The sequence below is a fragment of the Longimonas halophila genome, from assembly GCF_002554705.1.
In the GTDB taxonomy this organism is placed as follows: domain Bacteria; phylum Bacteroidota; class Rhodothermia; order Rhodothermales; family Salinibacteraceae; genus Longimonas; species Longimonas halophila.
In genome coordinates, this window is the sequence record NZ_PDEP01000006.1 from 120272 (window position 1) to 146916 (window position 26645).

Here is a 26645-nt window from a genome sequence, read left to right on the forward strand (position 1 = left end):
GAATGACCGCTATACCCCGCCGCATCGTTATTGCCGCTCTGGCCTGTCTTTTGGGGATACTACAGACCCCGGCTGCGGCGCAATCCGTCTCCATCTTCGGCACCGTGACCGATGAATCCGGCGCGCCCGTACCCGGGGCGATCGTCTTTGCGGCAGATGCGGCAGAAACCGGGTCTGCCGCCGACAGCCTCTTCACCGTAACGGATGCCCGCACCCAGACGACCGGCTCGGACGGGCGCTACGCGATTGATGACCTTGCAGCAGGTCGATACGTCGTGCGTGCGTTCTTCTCGGGTAAGCAACTGGCCACCCAGCAGGTTGCCATTACCGACGGCGACCAGCGGGTCGACTTCACGCTTACGATTCTGGAAGACGAACTCGACGAGGTCACCGTCCGCGACGAGAGCAGCGATGCCTTTGGGATGACGCGGCTTCGCGCAGTAGATACCGAGGGCGCAGCCATCTACGAGGCCAAGAAGAACGAAGTGGTGCTTGTGGATGAGATGGCAGCGAACCTGGCCACGGGCAACAGTCGGCAGATCTATAGCAAGGTGGCGGGCCTCAACATCTGGCAGAGCGATGCCGCAGGCGTACAGCTGGGCCTGGGCGGGCGCGGACTCAGCCCGAATCGTAACTCCAACTTCAATACGCGCCAGAACGGCTACGACATTGCCGCCGATGCGCTGGGCTATCCGGAAAGCTACTACACGCCGCCTCCACAGGCCCTGGAGCGCGTTGAGATCGTGCGCGGGGCCTCCTCGCTGCAGTACGGCACGCAGTTTGGCGGACTCGTCAATTTTGTCTTCAAGAACGGTCCTGAAGATGAGCCAGCGCAACTCGCTACCACGCAATCGGCTGGCTCCTTTGGACTGCTCAACTCATTTAACAGCGTGGGGGGCACGGCCGGACCCGCGCAGTACTACGGCTACTACCAGTACAAACGCTCCGATGGCTGGCGGCCCAACGCCAATCTGCAGCAGCACCAGGCGCATGCGTCGGTTGACTTCGAGGTGACCGACAAGCTCACCATCCGTCCCGAGTACACGTTCATGCGCTACCTCGCGCAGCAGCCCGGCGGCCTCACGGATACGCAGTTCGATCGCGACCCGAGTCAGTCGAATCGGGAGCGCAACTGGTTTCGGGTGAACTGGAATCTCTTTGCGCTCCAGGCCGATTATGCGCTTTCGGGCGTTACCACCCTGAACACGCGGTTCTTTGGCCTCGTGGCCGGGCGGGATGCGCTGGGCAACCTCCAACGCATCGACCGGCTGGACCAGGGCGGGCCGCGCGACCTGCTCAAAGACGATTTTCGCAATTTCGGCAACGAAACGCGGCTCATCCACCGTTATCCGCTACGCGACGGCATCTCGGTGCTGCTCGCCGGCACGCGCTACTACCAGGGCTTCACCCACCGTCGCCAGGGACTGGGCCCGGCAGGCGACGACCCCGAGTTTGCCTACCGTACGCCCGACAACCTCGAAGGCTCGGACTTCGACCTGCCGAGCCGTAATATGGCCGTCTTCGCCGAGAACATCTTCAATATCACGCCGCGCTTTAGCCTGACGCCGGGCGTGCGCTTCGAGTATATCCGCACGCAGGCCGATGGGTATTACCGCAATCTGGTTGAGGATCTGGCAGGCAACACGCTGGTCGACGAGCAGATCCAGGAGGAGCGCGACCGGGCCCGCTCGTTCGTCTTCTTCGGACTCGGGGCCAGCTACAAGCATTCGGATGCACTGGAGATCTATGCCAACGCGTCGCAGAACTACCGTGCGATCACATTCAACGACATCCGCGTGAGTCTGGGCAGTCTGGAGGTCGATCCTGACCTGCAAGACGAGCGGGGCTATAACCTCGACCTGGGCATGCGTGGAACGCTGGATCGCCTCTTCAGCTACGATGCCACGCTCTTCCACCTCGCCTACAAAGACCGCATCGGCACGGTCTTGCGGACCGAGCCCAATCCGCGCTTCAACAACCTGGTGGATCGCACCTTCCGCTTCCGCACCAATATCGCGGATGCGCGTATTGTGGGCCTCGAATCGTTCGGCGAGCTCGATCTCTACAAAGCGCTGGTCGATCGCAACAGCGACACGCGTCTTTCGGTCTTCTCGAACGTGGCGCTTATCTCGGCCACCTACACCGATTCGGAGGAGCCCGGCATCGAAGGCAATGAGGTGGAGCTCGTGCCGACGGTCAATGCCAAAACAGGGCTGACGCTGGGCCTTGGCGGATTGGAGGCCACGTACCAGTTTACCTACGTGAGCGATCAGTTCTCAGATGCCTCGAACGCGCAGCGCACGCCTACGGCCATCGAAGGCATCATTCCGTCGTATCACGTAATGGACCTGTCGGCCAAGTACAGCACCGGGCGATATCAGCTCGGCGCAGGTGTCAACAACCTGACGGATGAGCGCTACTTCACCCGCCGCGCCACCGGCTATCCGGGCCCCGGCATCATCCCGGCCACGGCGCGCAACTTCTACGTATCGCTGGGGCTGACGCTGTAGGCAGCTGCTGGAGGCAAAATCCGTGCTATCGCTCGTTACGTTGCCCCGGCGTCCGAACTCGTTTTTTTTGCTTTAGCACTGGAGGCGAGGGCGACCTACAGCCCCACCGCAACCCCCTCACGTCGCGGGTCGGCGCTGCCGTGGTAGGTAGCGCTGCCGGTGCTATCGTACCGAACGCGGACGCCGTGCGCACGCCCCCAGCGGCTGCGTACGTTGAGCGGCCAGCCGCGCGCGTCCAGATTCTCCTGCACGTCTTGCGGGAAGCCATGGCGTTCCAGCCAGATCGACCGCGGCTTCCACTGGTGATGAAACCGCGGCGTCGTAATCGCCTGCTCGATGTCCATGCCGTGGTCGATCACGTTCATGATCACCTGAAACACCGTCGTGATGATGGTGGGTCCACCCGGCGAGCCAATCACCAGATGCAAGCGCCCGTCCGGGTCCTCTACAATGGTCGGCGTCATGGAGGATAGCATCCGTTTTTGCGGGGCCACCGCATTGCGTTCGGATCCCACCAGCCCAAACTGGTTGGGCACCCCCGGCTTTAGGCTGAAGTCGTTCATCTCGTTGTTTAGGAAGAACCCCGCGCCATCCACCACGACCTTGGAGCCATACGAACTGTTGATCGTCGTCGTTACGCTTACGGCTTGGCCGTCGGCATCCACGACCGAGTAGTGCGTGGTCTCCATCGACTCGGCCCCGGGCGGCGTGCCGTGCGATACCGAGTCGGTCGGTGTGATGCGATTGGGCTGCACATCGTCCATGCGGGTGCGCATGTACGCCGGATCCATCAGTGCGTCGATCGGGACGTCTACGAAGTCGGTATCGCCCATCCACTTCGCGCGATCGGCAAAGACGCGGCGCATGGCCTCACCCAAGTGGTGGACCGTCGCGCTGGCGTTGAGTCCATTACCGGCGACGTCGTAGTTTTCGGCAGCGTTCAAGAGCTGGGCCAGCGCAACACCGCCTGAAGAGGGCGGGCCCATCGAAATGACGCGGTGGTCGCGGTAGGTGGATACGACCGGCTCGCGCTCGACCGCGGTGTACGATGCCAGATCCTCATGGGTAATGAGCCCGTCGCCACGCTGCATCTCGGATACGATAAGATTGGCGGTCGGGCCCGTGTAAAAGCCAGCGCGTCCGTTTTCGCGGATGCGAATGAGCACGTTCGCCAGATCGGGCTGGCGTAGCGTCTGCCCCGGCTCGTAGCGTCCGCCCTGATCGCCTTCAGCACCAAAGTAGCGGCGCGTGCTGGCAAACTGGTTAAAGTCGTCCTGCGCGCTGTTGAGCGCTTCAGCCTGGGTGGGGAGCAGCTCGAATCCGTTGATAGCCAGCTCGATAGCTGGAGCCATGACTTCGGAGCGAGAGAGCGTGCCGTACTTCTCAAGCGCATGCAAGAGCCCGTCCACGGTGCCGGGTACGCCCGACGCCAGGTGGCCGCGCCGACTTCGGGCGCGCACAGCGTTGCCGCGGGCATCCAGATAGACATCAGGAGTAGCTGCGGCAGGAGCGGTTTCGCGGTGATCAATCGTGGTCGCGGTGCCGTCGGGCTGGCGCAGCACCAGGAACCCGCCGCCGCCCAAGTTGCCGGCCCGCGGATACGTTACGGCCAGCGCAAAGCCGACCGCGACCGAGGCATCGACCGCATTGCCGCCCTGCTCCAGGATCTGGCGTCCGGCCTCAGCCGCTGCCGGATGCGCGGCCACGACCATGCCGTCTTCGCCATACTCGGGCGTTGCGACAGGAGCCTCGTGCTTGTTTGTTCGCAACGGCTCGTCGCCTGCCGGTAGGGCGTAGGCAGGAGACACATAGGCGAGTGCTATGGATATGAGAGCAGCGACGACCAAGCGAGGCAGAGCGAGACCACGGGTAGGCATAGGCGCAGCGGGAGATCAGGCAGAAAAGCAAAAAAAGACAGAGCTCATCAGGCGCGGTTACGCGTCTTCGGGTTTCGGCATGATGTAAGCCATCCCAAAATAGATGAGAGCAAGGTTACCTCCCGAGATGAACAAGCCCACCAGAAAGGCAGCGCGCACCAGCGTAACATCGAGCCCAAAGTACTCAGCGAGCCCGGCGCACACGCCAAAGAGCTTCTTCTCGGAGGAGCGACGTAGCTTATTGGCCGAGGACGACGGGTCGGTCTGTTCGGCGTCGAGCGCTGCGCGGGCCTCACGCAGTTTAGCTTGCACCTTTTCCTCGACCGACTCAGAAGATGCGCCCGAATCCGAAGTAGAAGACGTTGAGCTGGTGGTTTTCTTTTTGTTCTTTTTGCGTCCAGAAAATACCCCGAATCCAATGAGGGCCATCATCATCCCTACCATACCAATACCCAGGGTGGAGCTCAGGAATCCCATCGACGTGAACTCGGCAATGAGGTAGAGCGCCAGCACGAGCAGCATGCCCACGCCAGTAGCGGTGGCAATGCGCCCAAAGCGGTCAGAGGATCCGCCTGCAGGCGCGTCCAGCAGGTGGTCGAGCTCCTCGTCGGTGAAGTCGCTAAGCTCGGCATCGTCGAGCGGCGAGAACGATGTGTCGGAGGGGCGGTCGTCTGCATGGGAGCGCGAGGACGAGCGGGGGCGGTTACGGGTTGGCATGGGAGGCAGAGCGCGTGTGGAAAAACAGCGAGCGCAGATACAGGCGAAATACGAATACTATGACAGGCGTGGCTGCTTCGGTTCGCGAAGAAGCGGCCCTACGGTTTCCGTTTCGGTGACGACGTATTGCACCGGTACATCGTGATCATCCGACGGCACGGTATCGACCAGGCAGGCGTCGAATGCAAGCGCGAGGGTGTCGGCGTCAAGGTCGGCCAGAAAGCGATCGTAGAACCCGCCGCCGTGTCCGATGCGGTGGCCGCGCCGACCTACACCGAAGGCGGGTACAATCACCAGGTCAATGGCATGGGGAGCAATGCGGGTGCCGTGCACCGGCTCGTGCAATCCCCACCGATTTTCGACCAGGGCATCGGTGTTGGTAAAGGTGCGGGCCTCCATATCGGGCTGCCCGGCTGCGAAACTTGTGACCACCGGCAGCACGACGGTCTTGCCTGCGGCCTGGCACCACCCAATGAGCGGACGCGTGTCGACTTCGCCGCGATCGAGCGCGGGCCAGTACAGATGCACAACATCGGCGCGGTGCAGCGCTGGGTGCGCCCGGGTACGAGCGCAGATGCGTCGACTGCGCCTGCTGTGAGCCACAGGAGCAAGAGCCCGTCGGTACGCGTCGAAGGCCTGGCGGAGCGTGGTTTTAGAAACAGAAGGCATAGCATTCAAATCACAATTTCACGGGCTAAGCTAAACGTCCATGCTATGTCTTTTGTTACGAGTCTACCTATTTTCCCGTTGTAAAACGTAGCCCCAGTCACCATGTCCAGCACGTCCTCCAGCGCGTCCGATGCCGCCGCCTCCGAAACACGGTTGGATGCGTTTAACGCGTATCGCGATCAGATGAACGAGCGGATTCTGGAGGGCACCGACCACTTGGGTATCAAACGCTTTTTTCGCCTCGATGATGCCGCCTATGACGACGGCGCGCTGCCGGGCGACACGAAAGAGCTGCTTGGGCTGGTGGCCTCGACGGTGCTGCGGTGCAACGACTGCATCGACTACCACCTGCAACAGTGCGTAAACGCTGGATGGAGCGACGAAGAACTGCTCGATGCCTTGAACGTGGCGCTTGTCGTAGGCGGCTCCATCGTGATCCCGCACCTGCGCCACGCGGTGGAAACGATTGATTTACTGCGTAGCCGTGAACAAGCAGACAGCTAACGCATTCTTACCCGATGCTTGCAATACTGGAGCAGGTGCCGCGTAAAATGTGCTGTACCGCGCTCCATTCGGCCTGCGAATGTATCCCAGACCGCGCCCCGACGTATGTTTGAAAGTCTGTCCGACAAATTAGATAGCGCCCTGAAGTCCGTTACAGGGCAAGGGCGTATCAACGAGCTGAACATCGCCGAGACAATGCGCGAGATTCGCCGCGCGTTGCTCAACGCTGATGTCAACTACAAGGTGGCGCGCGACATCACCGACCGCGTAAAGGAGAAAGCCACCGGCGACGAGGTGCTGCAGTCGGTTACGCCGGGCGAGCAGCTTACCAAGATCGTGTACGACGAGCTTACGCGCGTGCTGGGCGGCGAGCATGTCGGGCTCAACATGGCCGACCACCCGCCCACCGTTATTCTGGTGGCTGGGCTGCAGGGCTCGGGCAAGACTACGTTTGTGGCAAAGCTGGCCAAGCACTTGCGCTCCAAGGGCCATGCGCCCCTCCTGGCAGCGGCCGATGTCTACCGCCCGGCGGCGGTCGACCAGCTCCGTACCCTGGCCGATCAGGTCGGCGTGCCGGTCTACTCGGTCGAAGACGACGGCCAGATCGTGCAAGACGCCGTTCGCGTGGCCGATGAAGCCGTGGCGCACGCCAAGCAGAAAGCGCGCGATGTCGTCATTATCGACACGGCGGGCCGGATGCATGTCGACGAGGCCATGATGAAAGAGGTTGCCGACATCAAAGGCGCCGTTGATCCCAACGAAATCCTTTTCGTTGTGGACAGCATGACCGGCCAAGACGCGGTCAACACCGCCAAGGAGTTCAACGAGCAGCTCGACTTCGACGGTGTGGTGCTCACCAAGCTCGACGGCGATACGCGAGGCGGTGCTGCCCTCTCGATTCGCACGGTGGTCGAGAAGCCAATTAAGTTTGCCTCCACCGGCGAGAAGCTCGACGCGCTCTCGGAGTTCTACCCCGACCGCATGGCCCAGCGCATTCTGGGCATGGGCGATGTCGTTTCGTTTGTAGAGCGCGCGCAAGAGCAGTACGACGAAGAGCAGGCTCAGCAGCTCAAGCAGAAGATCAAGTCCGACGACTTTGATCTGCAAGACTTCTACGACCAGCTGCAGCGCATCCAGAACATGGGGTCGATGAAAGACCTCATTGGCATGATTCCGGGCGTGGGATCGCAGATGAAAGACCTGGACTTGGACGAGGATGCATTCAAGCACATTGAGGCGATGATTCTCTCCATGACGCCCGAAGAGCGATCCAACCCACAGATTCTGAACGGCACGCGCCGTCGTCGCATTGCCAAAGGCAGCGGCGTAGAAGTGCGCGATGTGAACCAGCTCATCAAGCAGTTCCGCGACATGAAGAAGATGATGAAGACCATGTCGAAGCTGACTGGGCAGGGCCGTTCCATGAACCTGAAAAAGCTGATGGGCCGGTTTGGCGGAGGCGGAAGCAATCCGTTTCCAGGCTGATCCAATCGCGGCATCCCCGTGCTTCGTCTCTCCAGTAAAGAGAGCGTTCGCGAGGCTACATGACCAATTACTGTTACGTTGGGAGGCGCGAACGCCTCCTGATCACCCGTTATTCTTTTCGATTAACCCCGATACGTACCTGTGTCCGTTAAACTTCGCATGCGCCGAATGGGGCGCAAAAAGATCCCCGTGTTTTCCATTGTAGCCACCGACTCGCGCAATGCGCGTGATGGCCGGTACATTGAAGACCTTGGGCGCTACTACCCGCTGGAGCAGCCCGCCACCGTGCAGGTGGACGAAGAGCGCGTGCTCTACTGGCTCGAAAATGGTGCGCAGCCGAGCGATACGGTGCGTAGCCTCATTAGCAAGCGCGGCCTGATGCTGCATCATCACCTCAAGAAGAAGGGCAAATCGCCCGAACAGATTGCCGAAGCGGTGGATGAGCACATCCAGCGCCTGGAAGAGAAGGGCGAAGACATCAAGATGACCGCTGAGATGCGCCGCGCCCAGGCCATTGAGGAAGAGCGCGAGCGCGCCGCCGAGCTTGAAGAGCAGCGCCGCAAAGAAGAGGAAGAGCGCCGCAAAGCGGAAGAAGAAGCCAAGGCTAAAGCCGAAGCAGAAGCTAAAGCTGCCGAAGAAAAGGCAGCGGCCGAAGCCGAGGAAGACGCTGACGAATCCGACACGGCTGATGCCGACGCCGCTGAAGTAGAGGCGGCCGATGACGCCGACGCTGCCGAAGCGACCGACGAAGACGCCGCCGACGAAAGCGATGACACCCCGAAGTCGGATGCGTAACGCCGCCTCGCCCAACCATTCCGCTGCTGCCGACACACCGCCTGCCGACACGCTCGTGCAGGTGGGTCGCGTGGGTAAGCCGCACGGCCTCGACGGCACCGTGAAGGTCATTCCGCTGTCGGATGACCCCGACCGGTTTGCGACCTTCGACACGGTGTACGTGGGCCGCAACGCTGAGCGCGCCACCGCCCATGCGGTCCGCGACGTGCGGTTTCAACCGCACAAGAAGGGCACCACGGTGCTCCTCTCGCTCGAAACCGCAACCGACCGCAACGAAGCCGAAGCGCTGCGTCGCCTTGACGTGTTTGTGCCCGAATCGGTCTTTGCGCTGGATGGTGAAGAGCGCTTTGTGCACGACCTGGTCGGCTATGCCGTCTACAGTGGCGAGGAGTGCGTGGGCACGCTTACGGAAGTGATGGCGCTCCCTGGGCCCGATGCCCTCGTCATTGAAACGACTGAGGGCTACGATGCGCTCGTGCCATTTGTGGAGGCGTTTGTGCCCCGCATCGACGACGATGCCCAGCGCATCCACCTGAACCCCGTCGAGGGGCTGCTGGATGCGAATGCGCCCGGTGCCCCCAACACGCCGCCCGACGACCTCCGATAGCCTCGCGTTTTGAACGAGGTCTGCTGCCATGCACATTGACATCATCGCCGCCATCCCCGACCTGGTGCGCGAGCCGCTGCAGCACAGCATTGTAGGGCGCGCGCAAGATGATGGGCACGTGAGCATCACGGTGCACAGCCTGCACGACTTTGGTGTAGGCAAACACCGCCAGATTGACGACTATCCCTTTGGGGGCGGCGCGGGCATGGTGCTCAAACCGGAGCCGCTCGTGCGCGCTATCGAAGCGTGCCAGCCCGACGGCAACGCCGACGCGGTCGTCTACCTGACGCCCGACGGCACGCCGCTGAAGCAGACCCATGCCAACCAGCTGTCGATGCATGAGCATCTGATTCTGGTGGCCGGGCACTATAAAGGTATCGACCAGCGCGTGCGCGACCACTTTATCACCCACGAACTTTCGATTGGCGACTACGTGCTGAGCGGCGGCGAACTGCCTGCGCTCGTTCTGGTGGATGCAGTGGTGCGGCTCGTGCCCGGCGTACTGGGCGATGCATCCTCGGCACTTACCGATTCGTTTCAAGATGGCCTGCTGGATGCCCCGGCCTACACGCGTCCGGCGGTCTTTCGCGGCCACGAGGTGCCAAGCGTGCTCCGCTCGGGCAACCACGCCCGCATTGAAGCTTGGCACGACGAACAGCGCCTCGAAAAAACGCGCACCCGCCGTCCCGATTTGCTGAATAACGACACCGAAGCGCCGCCCTCAACCTCTGAGGCCTCCGCGTCTTCTACCGACTAACTTGCTGTATCCGCAGAGCGATGCTCCACGCGCACACTGCGCTCGGTGCATCCCGCTGCATTCGTATTGTTTAACCTTGAAAGACTCCAAGATCATGGCGACCAATCTGCTTGACATTGTTGAAGCAACGCAACTCAAAGATGACCTGCCCGAGTTTGGGCCCGGCGACACGGTCGTCGTGCACCTGCGCGTGGTGGAAGGCGACAAAGAGCGCATCCAGAAGTACGAAGGCGTGGTGATGCAGAAGCGCGGCAGTGGCTCCAACACCACCTTTACCGTGCGCAAGATTTCGAGCGGCATCGGCGTAGAGCGTATTTTTCCCGTGCACTCGCCGCGCATCGCCCAGATCGACGTGAAGCGTCAGGGCCATGTGCGCCGCGCCCGCCTCAACTACCTGCGCGAACGCACCGGCAAGTCCGCCCGCATCCGTGCCCGCAAAACGAACTAACGGCACGCCGCCCTCTGCGCGGCCCGCGATAGCTTCTGCACGCAATAGCTCTGGTGTATGCCCACCCGCATTGCCCTTTGGGACGACGCGCCCGCTCACGCCCTCATTGGCGGACTGCTGGCGCAAGACGACGCCAACTTTGCGATTGAGCGCCATCGGCCCGAGGTGTGCACCGCCCGCGTGATGCAGGACGAGGTGGACATCGCGCTTGTGCCTACGTATCTGGCGCTGCAGGGCCACGACGGCTTCGACGCGGTGCCCGGTATGGGGCTGTCGTCGTGGCAGTACCCGTTTGCCCGGCTCGTGTGGAGCGGCGGGCTGCAGGCGTTCCCAGAGACGGTCGCCTACCCGCGGTCGCGCGTTACCGAGCGCTTCGTAGCCCGCGTGGTGATGCATGAGCATTACGGCGTAGACCCCGAGTTCATCGCGGTGGATACCGATGACCCTGCTACTCTGCATCAGACCGATGCCGACGCCGCACTCATCGTCGGTCCACAGGGCGCGCACTACGACGCGGGCGATGCCTTTACGATGGACCTGGGCCGCGAGTGGTACGAGCTCACCAACTACCCGATGGTGTGGGGGCTCTTCGTCATGAAGCGCGGACGCGCCACCACGGCGCTTGTAGAGGCCATGATAGCAGCCGGAAAGCATGCGAAAGCACATCGGGCCGACTGGATCGAGCAGGAAAATCCGCCCGAGGCGCTGCGCGAGTTCTACACCGACGATCTGCGCACTGGCATCGGGCGTCTCGAACGCGCCAGCCTCACCGACTTCCGCACGTATCTGTTTTACTACAACGTAGCAGACGAAATCCCCGATATGCCGTTCGTGTCGGAAGATCCCGACAGCGCCCGCGAGGAGGACGACGATGCCGAAGAGGCCGATGGCGATGCTCCTCGCGGCGACGGGGCTCCGCATCCCCCAACTCCTACGGCCTAACGCTTCGTGGGGCGATGCTCCTGTTCTGCCTTCTTCTCTCGACCCCTTCGCACTTATGAGTAGCGGCGTACGCACCCTCGACCGGAATAAGAAAGCCCGGCACGAGTACTTCATCGAAGATACGCTCGAAGCCGGCGTTGCCCTAACCGGCTCCGAGGTCAAGTCGGCCAAAGACGGCAAGGCCAGCCTCGACGGGACCTACTGCTCGCTCGATAACCGGGGCGAGATGATGATGCACAATGCGTACATCAAGCCGTACAAGCAGGCCAGCCACTTCAACCACGAGCCGCGTCGCTCGCGCAAGCTGCTGATGCACCAGCACGAGCTGGAGCGCTGGGCCGAGGCGGCAGCGCAAAAAGGCTACACCATTGTGCCGCTGGAGCTGTACGTGCGCGACGGCTGGATCAAGGTCAAGATCGGGCTGGCCAAGGGCAAAGACGTGCGCGACAAGCGCCAGACTGTGAAGGAGCGCGAGTCGAAGCGCAAGCTACGTGACATCAAACATGAGTTTAACCGTTAACCGATAGCGCCTGTCCGGCGCATCCGCCCACATCGGGCGTGCGGATGCCCGAGGCGCGTTGCACTGCCGCATCCTACCCACCTGCCTGTCCCTTCCCCATGGGCTTCCCCCCTGTAGACGACCAACTCGCCGTGCTCATGCGCGGTGTTGCCGACCTCGTTCCTGAAGACGCGCTCCGCGAGAAGCTGGAGCACTCCCGCAAAACCGACACGCCGCTGCGCGTAAAGCTGGGCTGCGACCCGAGCCGCCCCGACTTGCACTTGGGACACACCGTGGTGCTGCGCAAGCTGCGTCAGTTTCAGGATCTGGGGCACCAGGCGGTGCTCATTGTGGGCGACTTCACCGGCATGATTGGCGATCCCACGGGCCGGTCCAAGACACGCCCTGCGCTCACGCTCAAGGAGACCCGCGAGCACGGCAGATCCTACTTCGAGCAAGCCGCGAACGTGCTCGACCCCGACCGCACCGAGATCCGCTACAACTCGGAGTGGCTCGACGAGATGTCGTTCAGCGAAGTCATCGAGCTGGCGGCGCAGCACACCGTTGCGCGGATGCTGGAACGCGAAGACTTCAAGACGCGCTACGAAGCCGGGCAGCCGATTAGCGTGCACGAATTCTTGTACCCACTGGCGCAGGCCCAAGACTCCGTCGAAATCCAGTCGGATGTAGAGCTTGGCGGCACCGACCAGCGCTTTAACCTGCTCGTGGGGCGTCATATCCAACAAGCGGAGGGCCAGGACCCGCAGGTCTGCCTGATGGTGCCGCTGCTCGAAGGCACCGACGGCCACGAGAAGATGTCGAAGTCGCTCGACAATGCCATTGGCATCACCGAAGCGCCCGAAGAAATGTACGGCAAGGTCATGTCCGTACCGGATGCGCTGATCTACCGCTACACCGAACTCGTTACGGATACACCGCTCGACGCCCTGCCCGACGTAAAGGCGCAGGCCAAGGCGAATCCGCGCGATGCAAAGCACAACCTGGCCCACGCCATCGTGCGCATGTACCACGGCGAAGATGCTGCCGACGCAGCGCGCGATCATTTTGAGAAAACGGTGGTGCAGGGCGACACGCCCGACGACATCCCCGTTTTCACGCCCGAGTCGGGCAACGGCACCATGGGGCTGCTAAACCTGATGACCGAGGCAGGACTGACCGAATCCAACAGCGAAGCCCGCCGCCTCATCAAGCAGGGCGCCGTTACCATTGACGACGAAACGGTCGATAACTGGCGCCACTCGGTCGACTTGGATGCCGATCTGCCGTTCGTGCTGCAGGTGGGCAAGCGGCGGTACGCCCGCGTCGAAGCGCCCACATCTGCATAGTCAAATTGAACGCCCATGGACCGCCTGCGCGTAGTGCTCAACGAGGCAATAGAGCGCGGTATCATAACCCGTGCGCAGGCTAAGCAAGTCAAAGCGCTTGCTGCTGAGCAGAAACCGTCCGCCTCCGGTGCCAGTTCGCTGCGGCTTACGCATCTATTGTACTACCTGGGCGGATGCATGGCCATTGGGGCTATGTCAGTCTTTATGACGCTGGGCTGGGAGGCGTTTGGCGCGTGGGGCTTGCTGAGTATTGCCGTTGCGTACGCCGCAATTAGTGCCGGACTCACCGAGGCGCTCTACCGCACCGGCTACCGCGTTCCAGCGGGCCTTACAGCCACCCTCACGGTGGTACTGGTGCCGCTGGCGGTGTACGGCGTGCAACTGCTTGCAGGCTGGTGGCCCGCCGAGACGGCACACCGCCCGTTCTTTGCCGGATTCGACAAGCGAGCACTCACGTTGCAAGGGGCTGCCCTTGGTACGGCTGGTGCGGCCTTTGTGCGTTACCGGCTTTCGTTCTTGATGCTTCCTCTCACGGTGCTGGGCTGGTACATTGGGATGAGTGGCGCCACGGTTGCAGTGGGGGCAGAGAACGCATCCGACGTGTTCTACCTGTGGACCTCAGCAGGGCTCGGAGCACTGATTGCAGCCGGCGCTGCTGCGCTCAGCGGGTACGGACGCAGCGCATTTGCTTTCTGGCCCTACATTGTGGGTGGACTCCTGTTGTGGGGGAGCCTTTCAATGCTTACGCTGCACGAGTCGCTTCCGCCCGCTGCCTACGCGGCATTGAACGCTGGGGCACTTTTGAGCGGAGCGGCCATGCAGCGCCATGTGTTTGTCATTACCGGAGCACTTGGTCTAACAGGCTACCTGGCGTATCTGGCCTACGATGTGTTTGCGGGGAGCATGTGGTTCCCGTTTGTGCTTGCGTGTCTGGGACTGGGCATCATTGCACTCGGCATTGCCTGGCAACGTCACGCGGGTGCCGTACGTCAACGACTCCGTGACGCTGGAAAATGCCTCATAGGTGCGGGATCGTAGTTCAACGTTGCAGTACTCTGTGCTCCGCACGCCTGAAAAGCCCAGAAAACCGGTTGGTATCAACCGGTCTTTTTTTGTATCCTTGTGTTCCAATGAACATTTTTCCTTTGCTATGGCTACCTCTGACGCGCTTCACGATCTGCTGTACGAACTTAGCGATGCTGTTCCAGGACAGATTCATGGCAGTCTCATAGCCTCGCGTGACGGGCTGCTCATCACCGAAACCCTCAGCGATAGCGAGGAAGCCGAACGCATTGCAGCAATGGTGGCTACCACACTTGGCGTAAGTCGACGCATGGCCCGTCGGCTCGGGGCCGGTGTGCTCAACGAAACCGCAATTTCAGCGACTGAACGGCGCATTCAGATGTATCTGATCGGAAGTGAGGGGGCACTTGCTGTCGTTACAGCCGCTGATGCAAATGTCGCCCTCATCAATATTCAGGCACGGAAGGTCGTCAAATCCGCCGAGCCATTGCTGCGCGACACCAACCCGTAGCGCCTGTGGCGTACCACCTGTCGCATCGTTCGCTTCTCGTACCATGGACCATCAGGTTACATATGTTGCCTCTTAAAGTGCTAATTACAGGAGCCGTTGGTGCTGGAAAAACTACACTGGTATCCACGATTTCAGAGATCGAGCCCCTTACGACCGATGTGGATAGTCAGGAAGCTATCGGGAAAAACCAGACCACTGTTGGGCTTGACTATGGACGCATGACACTGAAAGAGCGCTCGGTGCGGCTCTTTGGGACGCCGGGTCAGGAGCGCTTCGACTACATGTGGCAGATGCTCGGCGAAGGTGTTGACGGGATGATCGTGCTGGTGCATGCCGGACATGATACTGCTGAGACCGATACGGAGCATTTGCTGGATACTCTGCGCGCAAAGGAAGCTGCCGATGTGCCGTTCGTCGTGGGAATCACCCATAGCGATGAAGCAGGCACGCATCCCGAGGCGCTGCGCGAGGCGTCGTTTGCACAGCGTGCCGCTGCCGTGCTCACCGCCGATGTGCGTACGGAACGCGATGGACAGGCGCTCATCCACGCCCTGGTTGATGCATGGGGCATTCAATAGCTGATTCGTTGCCTGCTTTCTGTACGGATGTCTGCCAGCTCGCCCTCCTCTACCCTTCTACCCGCAGACCTAACGCTCGATGTGCTGTGGCGGCACGAAGCGGTGGCGCCATTGGGCGACGAAGCGCTTACGCGCATTGCACGCATGGCCGCAGAGCTGTGTGGAAACGCATACGTGCGTATCAGTCTGGTCAAGAGAGATGCACTGGCCCCTGTTGCCCGCGCAGGTTCGGCGCCGTCTGGCGTGGTTGCGCCTCCGAGTGCTCTACCTATCACGCAACAGGTATTGGCACCGCCATACCGGCCCGTTGCAGTAACGACAATTACTCGGGCTACCATGGATGCCACGAGTACCTCAGAAACGGCCCGCTGGCGCCACGCTGCAGCCCCCATCGCATCTTCCAATGAAGTCCCCCCGCTGGGCGTTATTGAAGCGATGGTGCCCGTCTCCAAGAACAATCCGTCGACTTCCCGTTCCGCTGCAGCCTCCAGCAGTGCCGCGCGCGAGCGGCGCCTGTCTATGCAGTTGGACGACTGCGCTGCGCTTGTTGTAACCGAACTGCAGCATCGCTACAATGCGCTTCGCTATACGCAAACCGAGGAGCACCTGCAGCAGGTTGCGGCAAACCTCAACAGCGGACTCTATCGAAGCACACCCGAAGATGGCATTATCTACGCCAATCAGGCATTTGTCGACCTCTTCGGCTACGATACCCTCGACGAGATCCTGGCCCTTCCAGCAGCGGCGCTTTATGCCACCCCTGCAGAGCAAGAGCACCTGCTACGTGCAGAGCAGGCAGGCAACGGACTGAATCAGTTCCGAGTGGAGTTGCGCCGTCGCGATGGGACGACCTTCACCGCTCACATCAGCAGTACAATCAAACGGGATGCGGAAGGAGACGTGCGCTACTACGACGGGGTCGTGAGCGATGTCACCAAGCAGCAGGCGACCGAGCAAGCACTACGGCGCCAGGAGGAGTTGTTTCGCATCCTGGCCGAGAATGCACAACCTGTTGTGTTTGTGCTGGATGCCGACGGCACAATCCTCCTTGCCGAGGGGCGCGACCGCGTTGTTATCGGGCTCGACCCTGATCGCGCGGTTGGCACTTCAATCTTCGAGCGCTATGCGGACTTCCCGAAGTTGCTTCGTGGTTTGAAGCGGGTGCTGAATGGCGAGGAGGTGCGCGACACGCTTCACATCAACGAGTATGTGTTCGACGTGTGGTATTCGCCGCTGTATAACGATGGGGACACGGTAGTCGGATGCGTAGGTATGGCTGCCAATGTAACCGAGCATCGCGCAGCTAAAGAGGCCCGCCTGCGCAGCGCCGAACGGTGGGAGCGTCTCGTGGAAGCCCACCCCGATCCGATTGTGGTAAGTACTCAGGGGCGCATTCGGTACATCAATCCGGCAGGGGTACAAGTGCTTGGCGCGTCTCATGCAGACCAACTCATTGGGAGCGAACTGTTCGAGTTTGTGGTTGATGACGAAAAGCGCACGCGGGCCGCTGAGCAACTTCGCCGGGTCTACAAAGGCACCAGTTCCTCCTTGCCCACTGAGTACGTGATTCAGTGGAAAGATCAGGCACCTCGCACGGTTGAGGTACGGTCGGTGCCTATCACGTACAATAACGAGGCGGCTGCGCAGACGATCGTACGCGACATCACGCGCCGACGCGAGGTTGAGCAGACGCTCCGGGCCGAGCGGGACCTGCTGGAGCGCATTTTCAACACGAGCGCTGCCGCTATCACCGTCGCCGATGCGAGTGGTACGATTGTAGAGGCGAACGAGCGGGCCGAAGAGGTATTGGGGCTCTCTGTTTGTACGCTGCGAGGACGCAGGTACAACGCTCCTGCGTGGCAGATCGAATCAGTCAGTGGAGAGCTCTTTCCCGAAAATCGATTGCCATTTCGCCGCATCAAGGCCGAGGGCGAGCCCATCTATGATGTGCAGCATGCCCTGCGTTGGCCGGATGGCACGCGGCGGGTGGTGTCCATCAACGGGGCGCCCCTGCGCGATAAAGATGGAGAATTTGCGGGCGGTGTGTTCACGGTCACCGACATCACCGATCGTGTAGAGGCAGAGCAGGAGCTGCGTACCGCCAAACGTGAGGCCGAGTCGGCAGCGCGTCTCAAAACGGCGATGCTGGCCAATATGAGTCATGAGGTGCGCACGCCGCTCACCTCCATCATGGGGTTCGCAGAGATTCTGACTGAAGAGACCACTGGCCAGCCTCGGCGCTTTGCTGATCTCATTACAAAAAGCGCAGATCGCCTGCTTACCACGCTCGACTCGGTGTTACGCCTTGCCAAGCTCGAAGCCGGGACCGAGGTTCTTTCCCTCGAAGTCGTGAAAGTGAAGGAGCTTGTGGAAAACATCGTGCAGGAAAAGAAGCAGCAAGCGTCCCAAAAAGATATCGCCCTTCAGCTTACATGCTACGCGCCAGCAGTGCATGCACACGGCGGACGTGGAGCAATGCAGCGTGTCGTGTATAATCTGCTGAGTAACGCGATTAAGTTTACCACGCATGGAGGCATCGTTGACATCCATCTTGCCCAGGGGCCGAAGGCTGTGCTGCTTGAGGTGACGGACACGGGTATCGGCATGACACAAGACTTTCAGGCACGCATGTTCAAAGCGTTTACCCAGGAGTCGGAGGGGCTTGCGCGTGAGCATGAAGGTAGCGGGCTTGGCCTCGCCATTGTGCGCGAGCTTGTGGACCTCATGGAGGGAGCCATTGAGGTCGAGTCAACCCGTGGGCAGGGTACGCGCATCGCGGTGTTTCTACCGCGTGCATTGTAGGAGAGGGGGGCGCTTGCTCCCGAGTCAGCTCGAGACCGCATCTGCCGGAGAGGGGGCTACGGGGGGAAGCGGATGCCCTGCCACGTCGTGCAGCCAGCGGCTGTATCCCATCGACGTATCATGCGAGAAGGGCAGATCGGGGACCTGGGCCATCCACATGTACTTGGCGTGGCCGAGCGCATCCTGCAGAGGCTGGGTGGGCGACTCCGATTCTGCCTCAATGCATACGCTCCACCCTGCTTCGCCACAGGCCTCCACCCGCGTCAGCTCAATTTTGACGACGATGTCGTTGGGCAGATCACGTTCGATTTGCTGACGCGTCTTGTGTACGGGGACCCACAGATTGTCGTCGCGTTCAGGAGGGGCATCACCGGTACCAAAGCTCCACTTGTGCCAGCACTCCTGCCAGCCCCCGAAGCCCGTAGGGGTGTGAGCACGTGCAGGGGGACGCGTGCGGCGCTTGGTTTGAATCTTGCCGCTGCGCCACTTTACGTTGCAGGCGGGCGACTCGGTGAGCAGGTACATGTCGTTCCGCTCCTTGGTCGAAGCGTTGCCCAGCGTGTCGAACCAGTCCTGGGCGGCATCGGGAGGGGCTGCGTCGATGAACCAGCGAAGTTCCAGCGTGCGATCCATAAGAGCAAAGGAACAGGGATCAAGAAAGAGAAAGGACGGTGCTACGCGCCGGATGAGGTGCGCTGTGTAGCATCGTGCATCAGGCGCCACTGCAGAGCCGAGGCCTTGCGCGGTGTGTCAGGCGGAGGCGTGCGCTGCACGTAGCGTCCATCAGCGTGCAACTCCCACGCAGCATACTGATCGCTACAGGCATAATCAAGAATGCGGGTGGTGCGCTCGCGCAGCGCCTCGTCGTGAATCTCGACAATGGCTTCTACGCGCCGATTCAGGTTACGGCTCATCCAGTCGGCGCTGCCCATGAAGATGCGCGGGCTGCCGTTATTGCCGAAGTAGTAGATGCGCGTGTGCTCCAGAAAGCGATCCAGAATACTGATCACACGAATGTTCTCGCTAATGCCGTCGAGATCCGGCCGCAGACGGCAGTGTCCTCGTACAATCAGATCGATGGAGACGCCCGCTTGTGAAGCCGCATAGAGCTTGCTGATCATGTCGGCATCGTTCAGCGCATTCATCTTGGCGACGATGCGCCCAGTGCCATGCTCCTGCTGATGCGCAATTTCCTGGTCGATGAGCGCTTCAAAGCGGCGCCGCATGGTGTGCGGTGCTATCAGCAGTTCGTTATACGACTGCTCGGGAGCGTATCCGGTAAGATAGTGGAACAGGTTCATCACGTCTTCGCCAAGGGCCGGGGCGCACGTAAACAGGCCCAGATCGGTGTAGGCACGAGCCGTTTTTGCGTTGTAGTTGCCCGTGCCAATGTGACAATAGAGGCGCAACGCTTCGCCTTCTTCACGCACGACCAGCGTAACCTTGGTGTGCGTTTTGAGTCCGACCAGGCCATACGCTACGTGCACGCCCGATTCTTCGAGCGTACGCCCCCACTCAATGTTGTTGGCCTCGTCGAAGCGCGCTTTTACCTCCACGAGCACGGCCACCTGCTTGCCCTGTTCGGCAGCGCGTACCAGCGAGGCTACAATCGGCGAGTCGTCGGAGGTGCGATAGAGCGTCTGTTTGATCGCCAGCACATTGGGGTCGTCGGCGGCTTCTTCGACGAAGCGCTGCACGCTTGCATCGAACGACTCGTACGGGTGATGCACGAGTACATCCGCCTCCCGAATAATGTCGAATATGTCGTCGTTTCCCGAGGAGTTGTCATCCTGAAGCAGCGATGGGCGCTGGGCCGGGGTGTGCAGGCGCGGCGGCGTAACGGGCGTCCACGTCGGATAATGATGCGCAGGAGCGTCTATGCTGCTCAGAGCCATCAGATCGGTGTGGCCGAGCAGGGCGGGCGCGGTGTAGAGGGCGTCGTCGCTCAGCGAAAGCTCGCTCGCTAAGAACGAGCGCATCGCCTCGGGCATGTCGGTCTGTACCTCCAGCCGTACGACGGGAGCAAAGCGGCGCTCGCGCAGCTCTTCGGAGATGAGTTTGAGCAGGTCGTTGGCCTCCTCTTCGTCGCGGCGGATGTCGGCGTTGCGCGTCACGCGAAAGGCGTGCACGCCTTGCACCTGCATGCCCTTGAAGAGCGCATCGGCGTTGTGGGCAATGACCTGCTCCAGCGGCACGTAATGATGCGGCGTCGGCAACTCGACCCAGCGCGGCTGATTATCGGGCACCTTCAGGCGCGCAAAGCGGTCCTCGCCCGTAGCCGGATGAAGCAGGCGCACGGCCAGCGACAGGCTCAGGTTCGACAAGAACGGAAAGGGGTGCCCGGGGTCTACCGCGAGTGGCGTAAGGACCGGAAACACATGCTCTTCGAAGTAGGCATCGGCATGTGCCTGTTCCGTGTCGGTAAGGTCGTCGTAGTCGTGTACATGCACGCCAGCCTCGGTGCGCAAGAGCGGGCGCAGTGTGTCCTCCCAGCAGTGCGCCAGTGCGTCGTACAGGCGCCGCGCTGCGGTGTGCACCAGCGCCAGTTGCTCGGTGGGTGTGCGTCCGTCGGTCGAGAGCGAGGACACCCCTGCAGCCTGCTGCCGCTTGAGACCGCCCACGCGCTTGCGGAAAAACTCGTCGAGGTTGCTGCCGGTGATGGCACAGAAGAACACGCGCTCCAGCAGGGGGATGCGCTCATCGAGCGCCTGGTGCAGCACGCGCTGATGAAAGTCGAGCGTGCTTAGCTCGCGGTTAAAAAAGAGCGCGGGATCGTCGAGAGACGTGTCGGGCGAAACCGCACGCGGGGCCACCGACGGCGGAAACGTGCGGGCGTCGGTCTGGTCCGTCTGAGGTGCGGTGTTCATAAGCCGTGAGTTCACATTGGGAGACGCAGTTTGTATCTTGTTGTATGAGATAAAGCGGCTCGTTTGTCAGCAAGGTTCCTTTTAATGATCAGTTTTCTTGTGATGCGCGTTCTGACCTGCTCGAAGCGCATGCGCCCTCGCATCCCCTGTTGTGCTGTCCTCATCGTTGCCGTGCTTGTGGGAGGCGCAGTGCAGACCAGCTACGGCCAGCAGATTGGGCGCATCCCCGGCGTGTACGATGTTGTTACGCGGCCCGATTCGGCGTCGTATCGTACGTTTTCAACAGGCGACTACCAGCTCATCTACCCTGCCGATGCCCGCAACGAAGCCGAACAGATGGCACAGATCCTGCGCGATAGCACCGCCACCACGCACGACATTGTCGGGCAGGCGGAGCCGCGGCGTCCCATGCCCATTGTGCTGAACGGATACAACGACCGCGCCAACGGATTTGTGCGTCCGCTGCCGTTTAAGCAAGAGATCGAGATTCCGAGCACGCGCACGCCGTCTCTCACTGCGCGGTATGCATCCTGGTTCGAGGCCGTGGGCCCTCATGAACTTACGCACGCGCTGCAGGCCGAATACCGGGGCGGGTTTGGTGTAGGGCGTGTCATCGACTGGTTTGCCCCGGATGTGACACGTGCGCTGAATTTGAGTGCCCCTCGTGGCTGGGTGGAGGGCGCTGCGGTGTATCGTGAGAGCCAGAACGGAAGCGGCGCAGGCCGTTTGAGGCTGCCCGCGGCGCTTATGCCGTACCGCGCCGCCATGGGAAGCGATGATCCGTGGAAGATGGCCCATGCGCTGCATCCGCCCCGTTACACGCAGCCGTTCGACCGCCACTATCTGGGCGGCGGACAGGTCTTTCAGCATCTGGTGGAGCACGCCGACAATCCGGACGAGCCGTACGCATTCTTCCACCGCGCGCTGGCCTGGAACTACCGGTTTCCATTGTTGGGATATGGAGCGGCCATCTGGTACGGCACGAAAACGCCCATCAGCCGTCTGTCGGACGAGTTCATTGCGGCGGAGCAAGACCGCGAGGCCGAGCGCGTGGCCGCACTGGGCACGCTTACCCAAGCCACGCCGGTTACTGCATCGCGGCGCGGGCTGAACCATCGTCGTCCGCTGTGGACCCATCCGGATACGCTTGTGGCCTACCGGTCGGGCTACCGCACGGTGCCAGGCGTGTACCGTGTGCACGTGCCCTCGGGCCGAGCCGAGCGCGTGGCCGCCCACGCCCGCACCGCCGATGCCCACCTTCACCTATCCCCCGACAGCCAGGCGGTGTGGATGAGTCGGCTGCGCCCGGCCCGCACCGTCCCCACACAGTCGATAGCAGATGCCGAGACGATCAATCTGCACACGGGCACACGCACGTCACAGTCCGAACGGGCGCGTCTGTTCGCGCCGGCGCCTACTTCGGAAGAGGCGTTCTGGGCCGCGCAGGTTGACGGGCCGGTGCATCGCCTTGTGCGCTGGCCCGCTGGTAGTAAGGCCGAGGCGGAGCCCATTGCCACCGTGGAGTTGTCACCGCGCACGCGCATCCAGCAGGTGGCTACGCATCCCACGACAAACCAGACCGTAGCGCTTCTCAATCACGCCGGAGACCATGCACTCCACACCGTGACGTATGATGCAGAGGCTCGACGCATTGACATTGAGCCGCTGTTTCGATTCGAGGATGCGGCGATTTATGACGTGAGTTGGGGTCCCGAGGGCGACCGGCTGGCGATCAGTGCCGATCCGACCGGCGTGCCTAACGTGTTTGTGCTCGAACTGGATACCGAAACCGCTCATCGTGTCACCAACGAGCCGTACGGCGCACTGGAGCCTGCCCTTGATCCTGCTGGACAGCGCCTTGCCTATGTGCGCTATGCCTATCAGCGCCACGACCTGGTAACGGTGCCGGTGGCGCCCACCGAGTGGACGCAATGGTCGGGCGGATTCTGGAACGACGACGCCCCTGCGCATCCCCCTGAACATGCAGCGTCTGTAAAGGCAGAGCCATCCGCGATTGACGACGATATTGCTCGTGCCGACGATCAACCGTATCGGGCCCGGCGACATATGCGTCCGCGTATGGTGTACCCCACGGCCCCGTTCGACCTGGACGAACTCGAATCGCCGCCGCCGGGCACGCAGTTGGGACTGGGCATTGGGATGGGCGTAGCCGGGGCCGATCCGCTGCAGCGGTGGGCCTACCGCGCTAAGATGTATTACCAGGCAGGCGATGTGTGGGGCGAGGCCCGCCTGCAGACGGGTCGTTGGTGGGGGCAGCCCAGCCTGAGCGCATACCGTCGTCCGTACACCACCACAGTGAGCGTGCGGCAAGAAAATCCTACCGCCGTCGTACCTCGGCAAGCTGGAGTAGAGGAGCGTGGTGTTGAGTTGGCGTTCTGGCAGCCATACACGCTGCGCTCAAACGTGCATCGGTCGCTGGTGCAGGTGCAGTGGCGCAGCGAGTTTCGGCAGACGCGTCTGTTTGCGGACTTCATCGAAGAGCAGCCGCTTCGGAGCCGTGTCACCTTGCGTCCGCAACTGCTGTACGCCTATCGCCTCCAGCAGAATACCCGTGATCTCATTCCGCGTACTGGGTGGGTGGTGTCGGCCAGTCCCTTTGTGGATGCGTGGACCGATGGCATTACGGCGGGGCGGGCGCTTAACCTGGGCAGCAGCGTGTACCTGCCGTGGCTCGGCCGATTCAACACGGGGCTGCGCGTGGGGATACAGACGCTGAGCCAGAACCGCAGCGCGATCTTCGACCTGGATACCTTTGTGCCCCGAGGGTACAGCGATGTGGCGCTGCCGCAGGGCACCTACGCCCGCTTCGACCTCGATGTGGTGCAGCCCATTGCGTATCCAGACCGGGGCAGCACGCTGCTTGGCGTCATGGCCCATGCGTTTTATGTGTATGGCACAGCGCAAACACTGCGTGATGTGCACAGCGAGGTGCCCGCGTTATCCAGCGCCACGGTGGGGCTGGGCGCCCGCTTGCGTTTGGGGTACAACCTGCCCGTTGACGTGCGCGTGGGGGCTTCATATCGCTTCCGCGACGACGAGTGGCGGGGCACCTTTCGGTAGGCGGTGCCCATCGCGCTGGAGCCGGTCATGTGGATGCAGCCAGGCAGGTCTCCATGGTGCCAAGCAGGTCGTCTTGCGAGAACGGCTTGCTCACGTATGCATCGAACCCTTCTTGCTCAAAGCGTTGTTGGTCGCCTGGCATGGCATACGCGGTAAGGGCAATGGCGGGGGCGGTAACGTTATGCGGTGGGTCTCGCAGGATGTGCAGGAGTTCAGTTCCAGTGCGCTGCTCACCCAAGTTAATGTCCATGACAAGCAGCTGAAACGTCGTGGTACTGCAGGCTTGAATTGCAGCATCTACCGACGTTGCGATGGTAGTGTCGTACTTGGTAGCCAAAATGTGATCCAGAAGCAACTGGGTTTCGGCGTTGTCCTCAACGACGAGGACCGATGGAGCAGTATGGGTCATGGCAACAAGGGAAAACGTAGCAAAAGCGGGTAGCGCTCTATCATCGTTCGGTCTACAACCGATGGTGGTGTTACGGAGTGCGGGTGCCTGTACATCAACCGGCTTCTGTAAAGCGGGCGCCACGAAAACGACCGGTTATAGGGTCCAGCGCAACTGCACGCGCCAGTTGCGCACGCGGGAGCTCTGGATCTGAGCGCGGCCTTGTCCAATGGTATCGCGATTAGTGAACGCCATAACGCTGTACTTTGCTTCAAGATGCAGGGCTTGGGTTAGATCCACGCCGATGAGAGCGTGGGCGCGTTGTCCGTGTTCGAAAAGCGCAGGTACGCTAAACCCATAGCGGACATCGGGTTCATACGCGAACAGACGGCTTTCGAATCCATCGGTGCCAAAGAGCGTCCACCTCATGTTGGCCGATACCCACGAACGGGGGGCGTAATCCGTTTCGATCCAGAGCAGGGTGCCCGTTTCTGGGCCGTCATACAGCTGCACCTGTGTCCACGCTGTGCGTGCGCTCAACCGCAGGGTGTTGGTGAAGGCATAGCGCATATGGAGACGCGCCTTGTGTTGGATGCGCGAGCGATGCTGCGGCACCGTGGGTCCATACGGACGCGTAACGGACACGCGCTGATCGTGCGTACGCCATTGTCCTTGCAGGCGCACGTGCAAGCGTTCATGCGGGTCGTAGTGGATCGATGCCGAAGCCCGGGTGGCCGTTTCGGGGCGTGTTGTGCGAAACTGAGGGACCCGGGTGTGCGTCTGGCGGAGGGCACCGTAGAGCGTCCAGTGCGGATGCACCGTCAGGGCCAGCCGAGCCTCCGCGCCCTGCGTGCCTGCAATGCTTGCGCCATCGAGGCCGCCCAGGTCGAGCGGGTCGTAGTGGCGATTGCCTGCGTATCCGCGTACCGTGAGCGTGGCGCCGCGTCCCATGTCGGCATGTAGCCCCAGCACGGCGGTACGCCCCTGCAATCCAGTCAGTGCGCCCTCGCCTACAAGGGTGAGGCGTGCGGTGGGGGCATAGTGGGCGGCCAGGCTCCAGTGAGTCGTCCATCGACCGGCAAACTGAAAACGCGTGTCGGGGCGAGGTTCGGGGAGCAGCGGATGGGCAAACTGTGCGTACAGGCCCAGCAGCCCAACACGCAACCGCGGGCTGCTCCATTGCACATGTCCTCCCACGTGCGTGGTGGGGAGCACACGCCGGTACTGCCGCTCCGTCGTTGTACGCCGTAGCGAAGTGCTACGCAGCGACCGCGCTACAACGGCACCTTGCTGCAAGGTGTCGAGGGTGGCATCGCGGTTGCGGTGGGATACGAAGGCCGTTGCATCCACCTGAGGCATGATACGGACTGTAGCACCCACGCCCCGAAAATACGTGTGGGGATTTGTGCCACGATACGGACGGAGCCCGCTGCCCTGCCGAATGAGAACGTGCGGGGTGCCGTAGGCCGAGGTAAACCGGGTGCCGGTCCACAGCGCCAGGCCATGTCCAAACGCAGCCTGATAGCTTCCGATGACCAGTTGCCGGAGCCGCCCGCGATTCTGCATCTGGACATACCCAATGAGGTGATCGGCACCGTACTGGCGTGCCCCCGGATCCCATTCAAGGGGCTCGCCCGGACGCTTGTCGGTTGTGAGGCCCGTGTCGAAGTTGTCGTTCCAGGCCCGCAGGCGGAGCACCGACCGGTAGGGAGAGCCGAGATACGGTACGGAGGTCTCGCCGGTGTATCCACGAGCCTGCTCAATGCGCCGCCCGGCACGCAGCAGCCCGCGCATCTGCCAGTTGGCACGCCACCATGCCGAACCCGCCGAGCGGGATGCGTCTGATTCATGTTGACGCACCTGTACGAAGGGAGCGATCATGCGGTAGGTGACCCCAGAGAGTTCTGGCACGCGTTGAAGCTCGTCGACGCGCTCGAATGGGCCGTGCTCGCCTCGGTACGACACAATGCGGAGCGCCTGGCGCAGCGTAAGCCCAGGCAACTGCATGAGTTGATCGGCGGTTGTTGTGTTGAGGTTGAGCGGAGCATCCATCCAGGCCTGCCAGCGAGCCAGGACATCAGCGTTGGGCTCGTCGTCCAGATATGGAAGCAGGTGCGCCCATGCGTCGGTAGTATCGGCTGCAGGCAGTCGAGGTGTAGGGCGAGCTATGGTAGAGCGCATGCTCATGCTGGAAAGCAGTGCGGCCAACAACAGGGCGCAGCAGCATTGGAGAGACGAG

General features: G+C 61.7%; 22 protein-coding genes. 15 read left to right on the forward strand and 7 right to left on the reverse strand.

Going from position 1 to position 26645, the window contains the following annotated elements:
• Nucleotides 1–2 precede the first annotated feature (2 nt).
• Complete coding sequence (locus tag CRI93_RS07765; protein ID WP_098062056.1) at nt 3–2510, forward strand: TonB-dependent receptor; 2508 nt, start codon at nt 3–5, stop codon at nt 2508–2510.
• A gap of 95 nt (nt 2511–2605) precedes the next feature.
• Here the strand turns inward: CRI93_RS07765 and ggt are convergent, their stop codons facing one another.
• The 3 genes from ggt to CRI93_RS07780 are packed head-to-tail and all read right to left on the reverse strand — an operon-like array spanning nt 2606 to nt 5773.
• A complete protein-coding gene (ggt, locus tag CRI93_RS07770; protein WP_098062057.1) occupies nt 2606–4387 on the reverse strand; it encodes a gamma-glutamyltransferase in 1782 nt (593 codons plus the stop codon).
• A gap of 57 nt (nt 4388–4444) precedes the next feature.
• Complete coding sequence (locus tag CRI93_RS15510) at nt 4445–5104, reverse strand: PspC domain-containing protein (protein ID WP_245850401.1); 660 nt, start codon at nt 5102–5104, stop codon at nt 4445–4447.
• A 57-nt stretch (nt 5105–5161) separates the two neighbouring features.
• Nucleotides 5162–5773 (reverse strand): 5-formyltetrahydrofolate cyclo-ligase, encoded by a 612-nt coding sequence (locus CRI93_RS07780; RefSeq protein WP_098062058.1) that lies wholly within the window; start codon nt 5771–5773, stop codon nt 5162–5164.
• Between the two features lie 102 nt (nt 5774–5875).
• Between CRI93_RS07780 and CRI93_RS07785 the strand changes: the two genes are divergently transcribed.
• The 13 genes from CRI93_RS07785 (at nt 5876) to CRI93_RS07845 (ending at nt 18070) form a co-directional block, all read left to right on the forward strand.
• Entirely contained in the window at nt 5876–6277 is a 402-nt protein-coding gene (locus CRI93_RS07785) for a carboxymuconolactone decarboxylase family protein (protein ID WP_098062059.1), read from the forward strand.
• Between the two features lie 105 nt (nt 6278–6382).
• Nucleotides 6383–7762: a signal recognition particle protein gene (ffh, locus tag CRI93_RS07790; RefSeq protein WP_098062060.1), complete on the forward strand. Its 1380-nt coding sequence runs from the start codon at nt 6383–6385 to the stop codon at nt 7760–7762.
• Nucleotides 7763–7903: 141 nt separating this feature from the next.
• Nucleotides 7904–8557, forward strand: coding sequence for a 30S ribosomal protein S16 (gene rpsP, locus CRI93_RS15610; protein ID WP_098062061.1), 654 nt, complete (start codon nt 7904–7906; stop codon nt 8555–8557).
• The gene (rimM, locus tag CRI93_RS07800; RefSeq protein WP_176521773.1) at nt 8550–9164 is read left to right on the forward strand and encodes a ribosome maturation factor RimM; all 615 of its coding nucleotides are present in this window, start codon (nt 8550–8552) and stop codon (nt 9162–9164) included. Before rpsP ends, rimM begins: the two co-directional genes overlap by 8 nt.
• Before the next feature lie 28 nt (nt 9165–9192).
• On the forward strand, nt 9193–9921 hold the full coding sequence (trmD, locus tag CRI93_RS07805) for a tRNA (guanosine(37)-N1)-methyltransferase TrmD (protein WP_098062063.1): 729 nt from the start codon (nt 9193–9195) through the stop codon (nt 9919–9921).
• A gap of 94 nt (nt 9922–10015) precedes the next feature.
• On the forward strand, nt 10016–10369 hold the full coding sequence (gene rplS / locus CRI93_RS07810) for a 50S ribosomal protein L19 (protein WP_098062064.1): 354 nt from the start codon (nt 10016–10018) through the stop codon (nt 10367–10369).
• Nucleotides 10370–10426: 57 nt separating this feature from the next.
• Nucleotides 10427–11311: an MqnA/MqnD/SBP family protein gene (locus tag CRI93_RS07815; RefSeq protein ID WP_098062065.1), complete on the forward strand. Its 885-nt coding sequence runs from the start codon at nt 10427–10429 to the stop codon at nt 11309–11311.
• 55 nt (nt 11312–11366) lie between these two features.
• Entirely contained in the window at nt 11367–11831 is a 465-nt protein-coding gene (smpB, locus tag CRI93_RS07820; protein WP_098062066.1) for an SsrA-binding protein SmpB, read from the forward strand.
• 98 nt (nt 11832–11929) lie between these two features.
• Complete coding sequence (tyrS, locus tag CRI93_RS07825) at nt 11930–13156, forward strand: tyrosine--tRNA ligase (protein ID WP_098062067.1); 1227 nt, start codon at nt 11930–11932, stop codon at nt 13154–13156.
• A gap of 15 nt (nt 13157–13171) precedes the next feature.
• Nucleotides 13172–14194 (forward strand): DUF2157 domain-containing protein, encoded by a 1023-nt coding sequence (locus CRI93_RS07830; RefSeq protein WP_098062068.1) that lies wholly within the window; start codon nt 13172–13174, stop codon nt 14192–14194.
• A gap of 112 nt (nt 14195–14306) precedes the next feature.
• Nucleotides 14307–14690, forward strand: a complete 384-nt coding sequence (locus tag CRI93_RS07835) for a roadblock/LC7 domain-containing protein (protein ID WP_098062069.1) — start codon at nt 14307–14309, stop codon at nt 14688–14690.
• Between the two features lie 62 nt (nt 14691–14752).
• Nucleotides 14753–15268 carry a GTP-binding protein gene (locus tag CRI93_RS07840; protein ID WP_098062070.1) on the forward strand — a complete coding sequence of 172 codons (516 nt, stop codon included), beginning with the start codon at nt 14753–14755 and terminating at the stop codon, nt 15266–15268.
• A 27-nt stretch (nt 15269–15295) separates the two neighbouring features.
• The gene (locus CRI93_RS07845) at nt 15296–18070 is read left to right on the forward strand and encodes a PAS domain-containing sensor histidine kinase (protein ID WP_098062071.1); all 2775 of its coding nucleotides are present in this window, start codon (nt 15296–15298) and stop codon (nt 18068–18070) included.
• Between the two features lie 24 nt (nt 18071–18094).
• Here CRI93_RS07845 and CRI93_RS07850 read toward each other — a convergent pair whose 3' ends face one another.
• Both CRI93_RS07850 and ppk1 read right to left on the reverse strand, forming a co-directional pair.
• The gene (locus CRI93_RS07850) at nt 18095–18703 is read right to left on the reverse strand and encodes a hypothetical protein (RefSeq protein ID WP_098062072.1); all 609 of its coding nucleotides are present in this window, start codon (nt 18701–18703) and stop codon (nt 18095–18097) included.
• A gap of 41 nt (nt 18704–18744) precedes the next feature.
• Complete coding sequence (ppk1, locus tag CRI93_RS07855; RefSeq protein WP_098062073.1) at nt 18745–20937, reverse strand: polyphosphate kinase 1; 2193 nt, start codon at nt 20935–20937, stop codon at nt 18745–18747.
• 129 nt (nt 20938–21066) lie between these two features.
• On the opposite strand from ppk1, the gene CRI93_RS07860 reads away from it, so the two are divergent.
• Nucleotides 21067–24018, forward strand: a complete 2952-nt coding sequence (locus tag CRI93_RS07860) for a TolB-like translocation protein (protein WP_141491619.1) — start codon at nt 21067–21069, stop codon at nt 24016–24018.
• Between the two features lie 25 nt (nt 24019–24043).
• Here CRI93_RS07860 and CRI93_RS07865 read toward each other — a convergent pair whose 3' ends face one another.
• Both CRI93_RS07865 and CRI93_RS07870 read right to left on the reverse strand, forming a co-directional pair.
• Nucleotides 24044–24427 (reverse strand): response regulator, encoded by a 384-nt coding sequence (locus tag CRI93_RS07865; protein ID WP_098062075.1) that lies wholly within the window; start codon nt 24425–24427, stop codon nt 24044–24046.
• 135 nt (nt 24428–24562) lie between these two features.
• Nucleotides 24563–26593, reverse strand: coding sequence for a ComEA family DNA-binding protein (locus CRI93_RS07870; RefSeq protein ID WP_176521774.1), 2031 nt, complete (start codon nt 26591–26593; stop codon nt 24563–24565).
• Nucleotides 26594–26645: the final 52 nt, after the last annotated feature.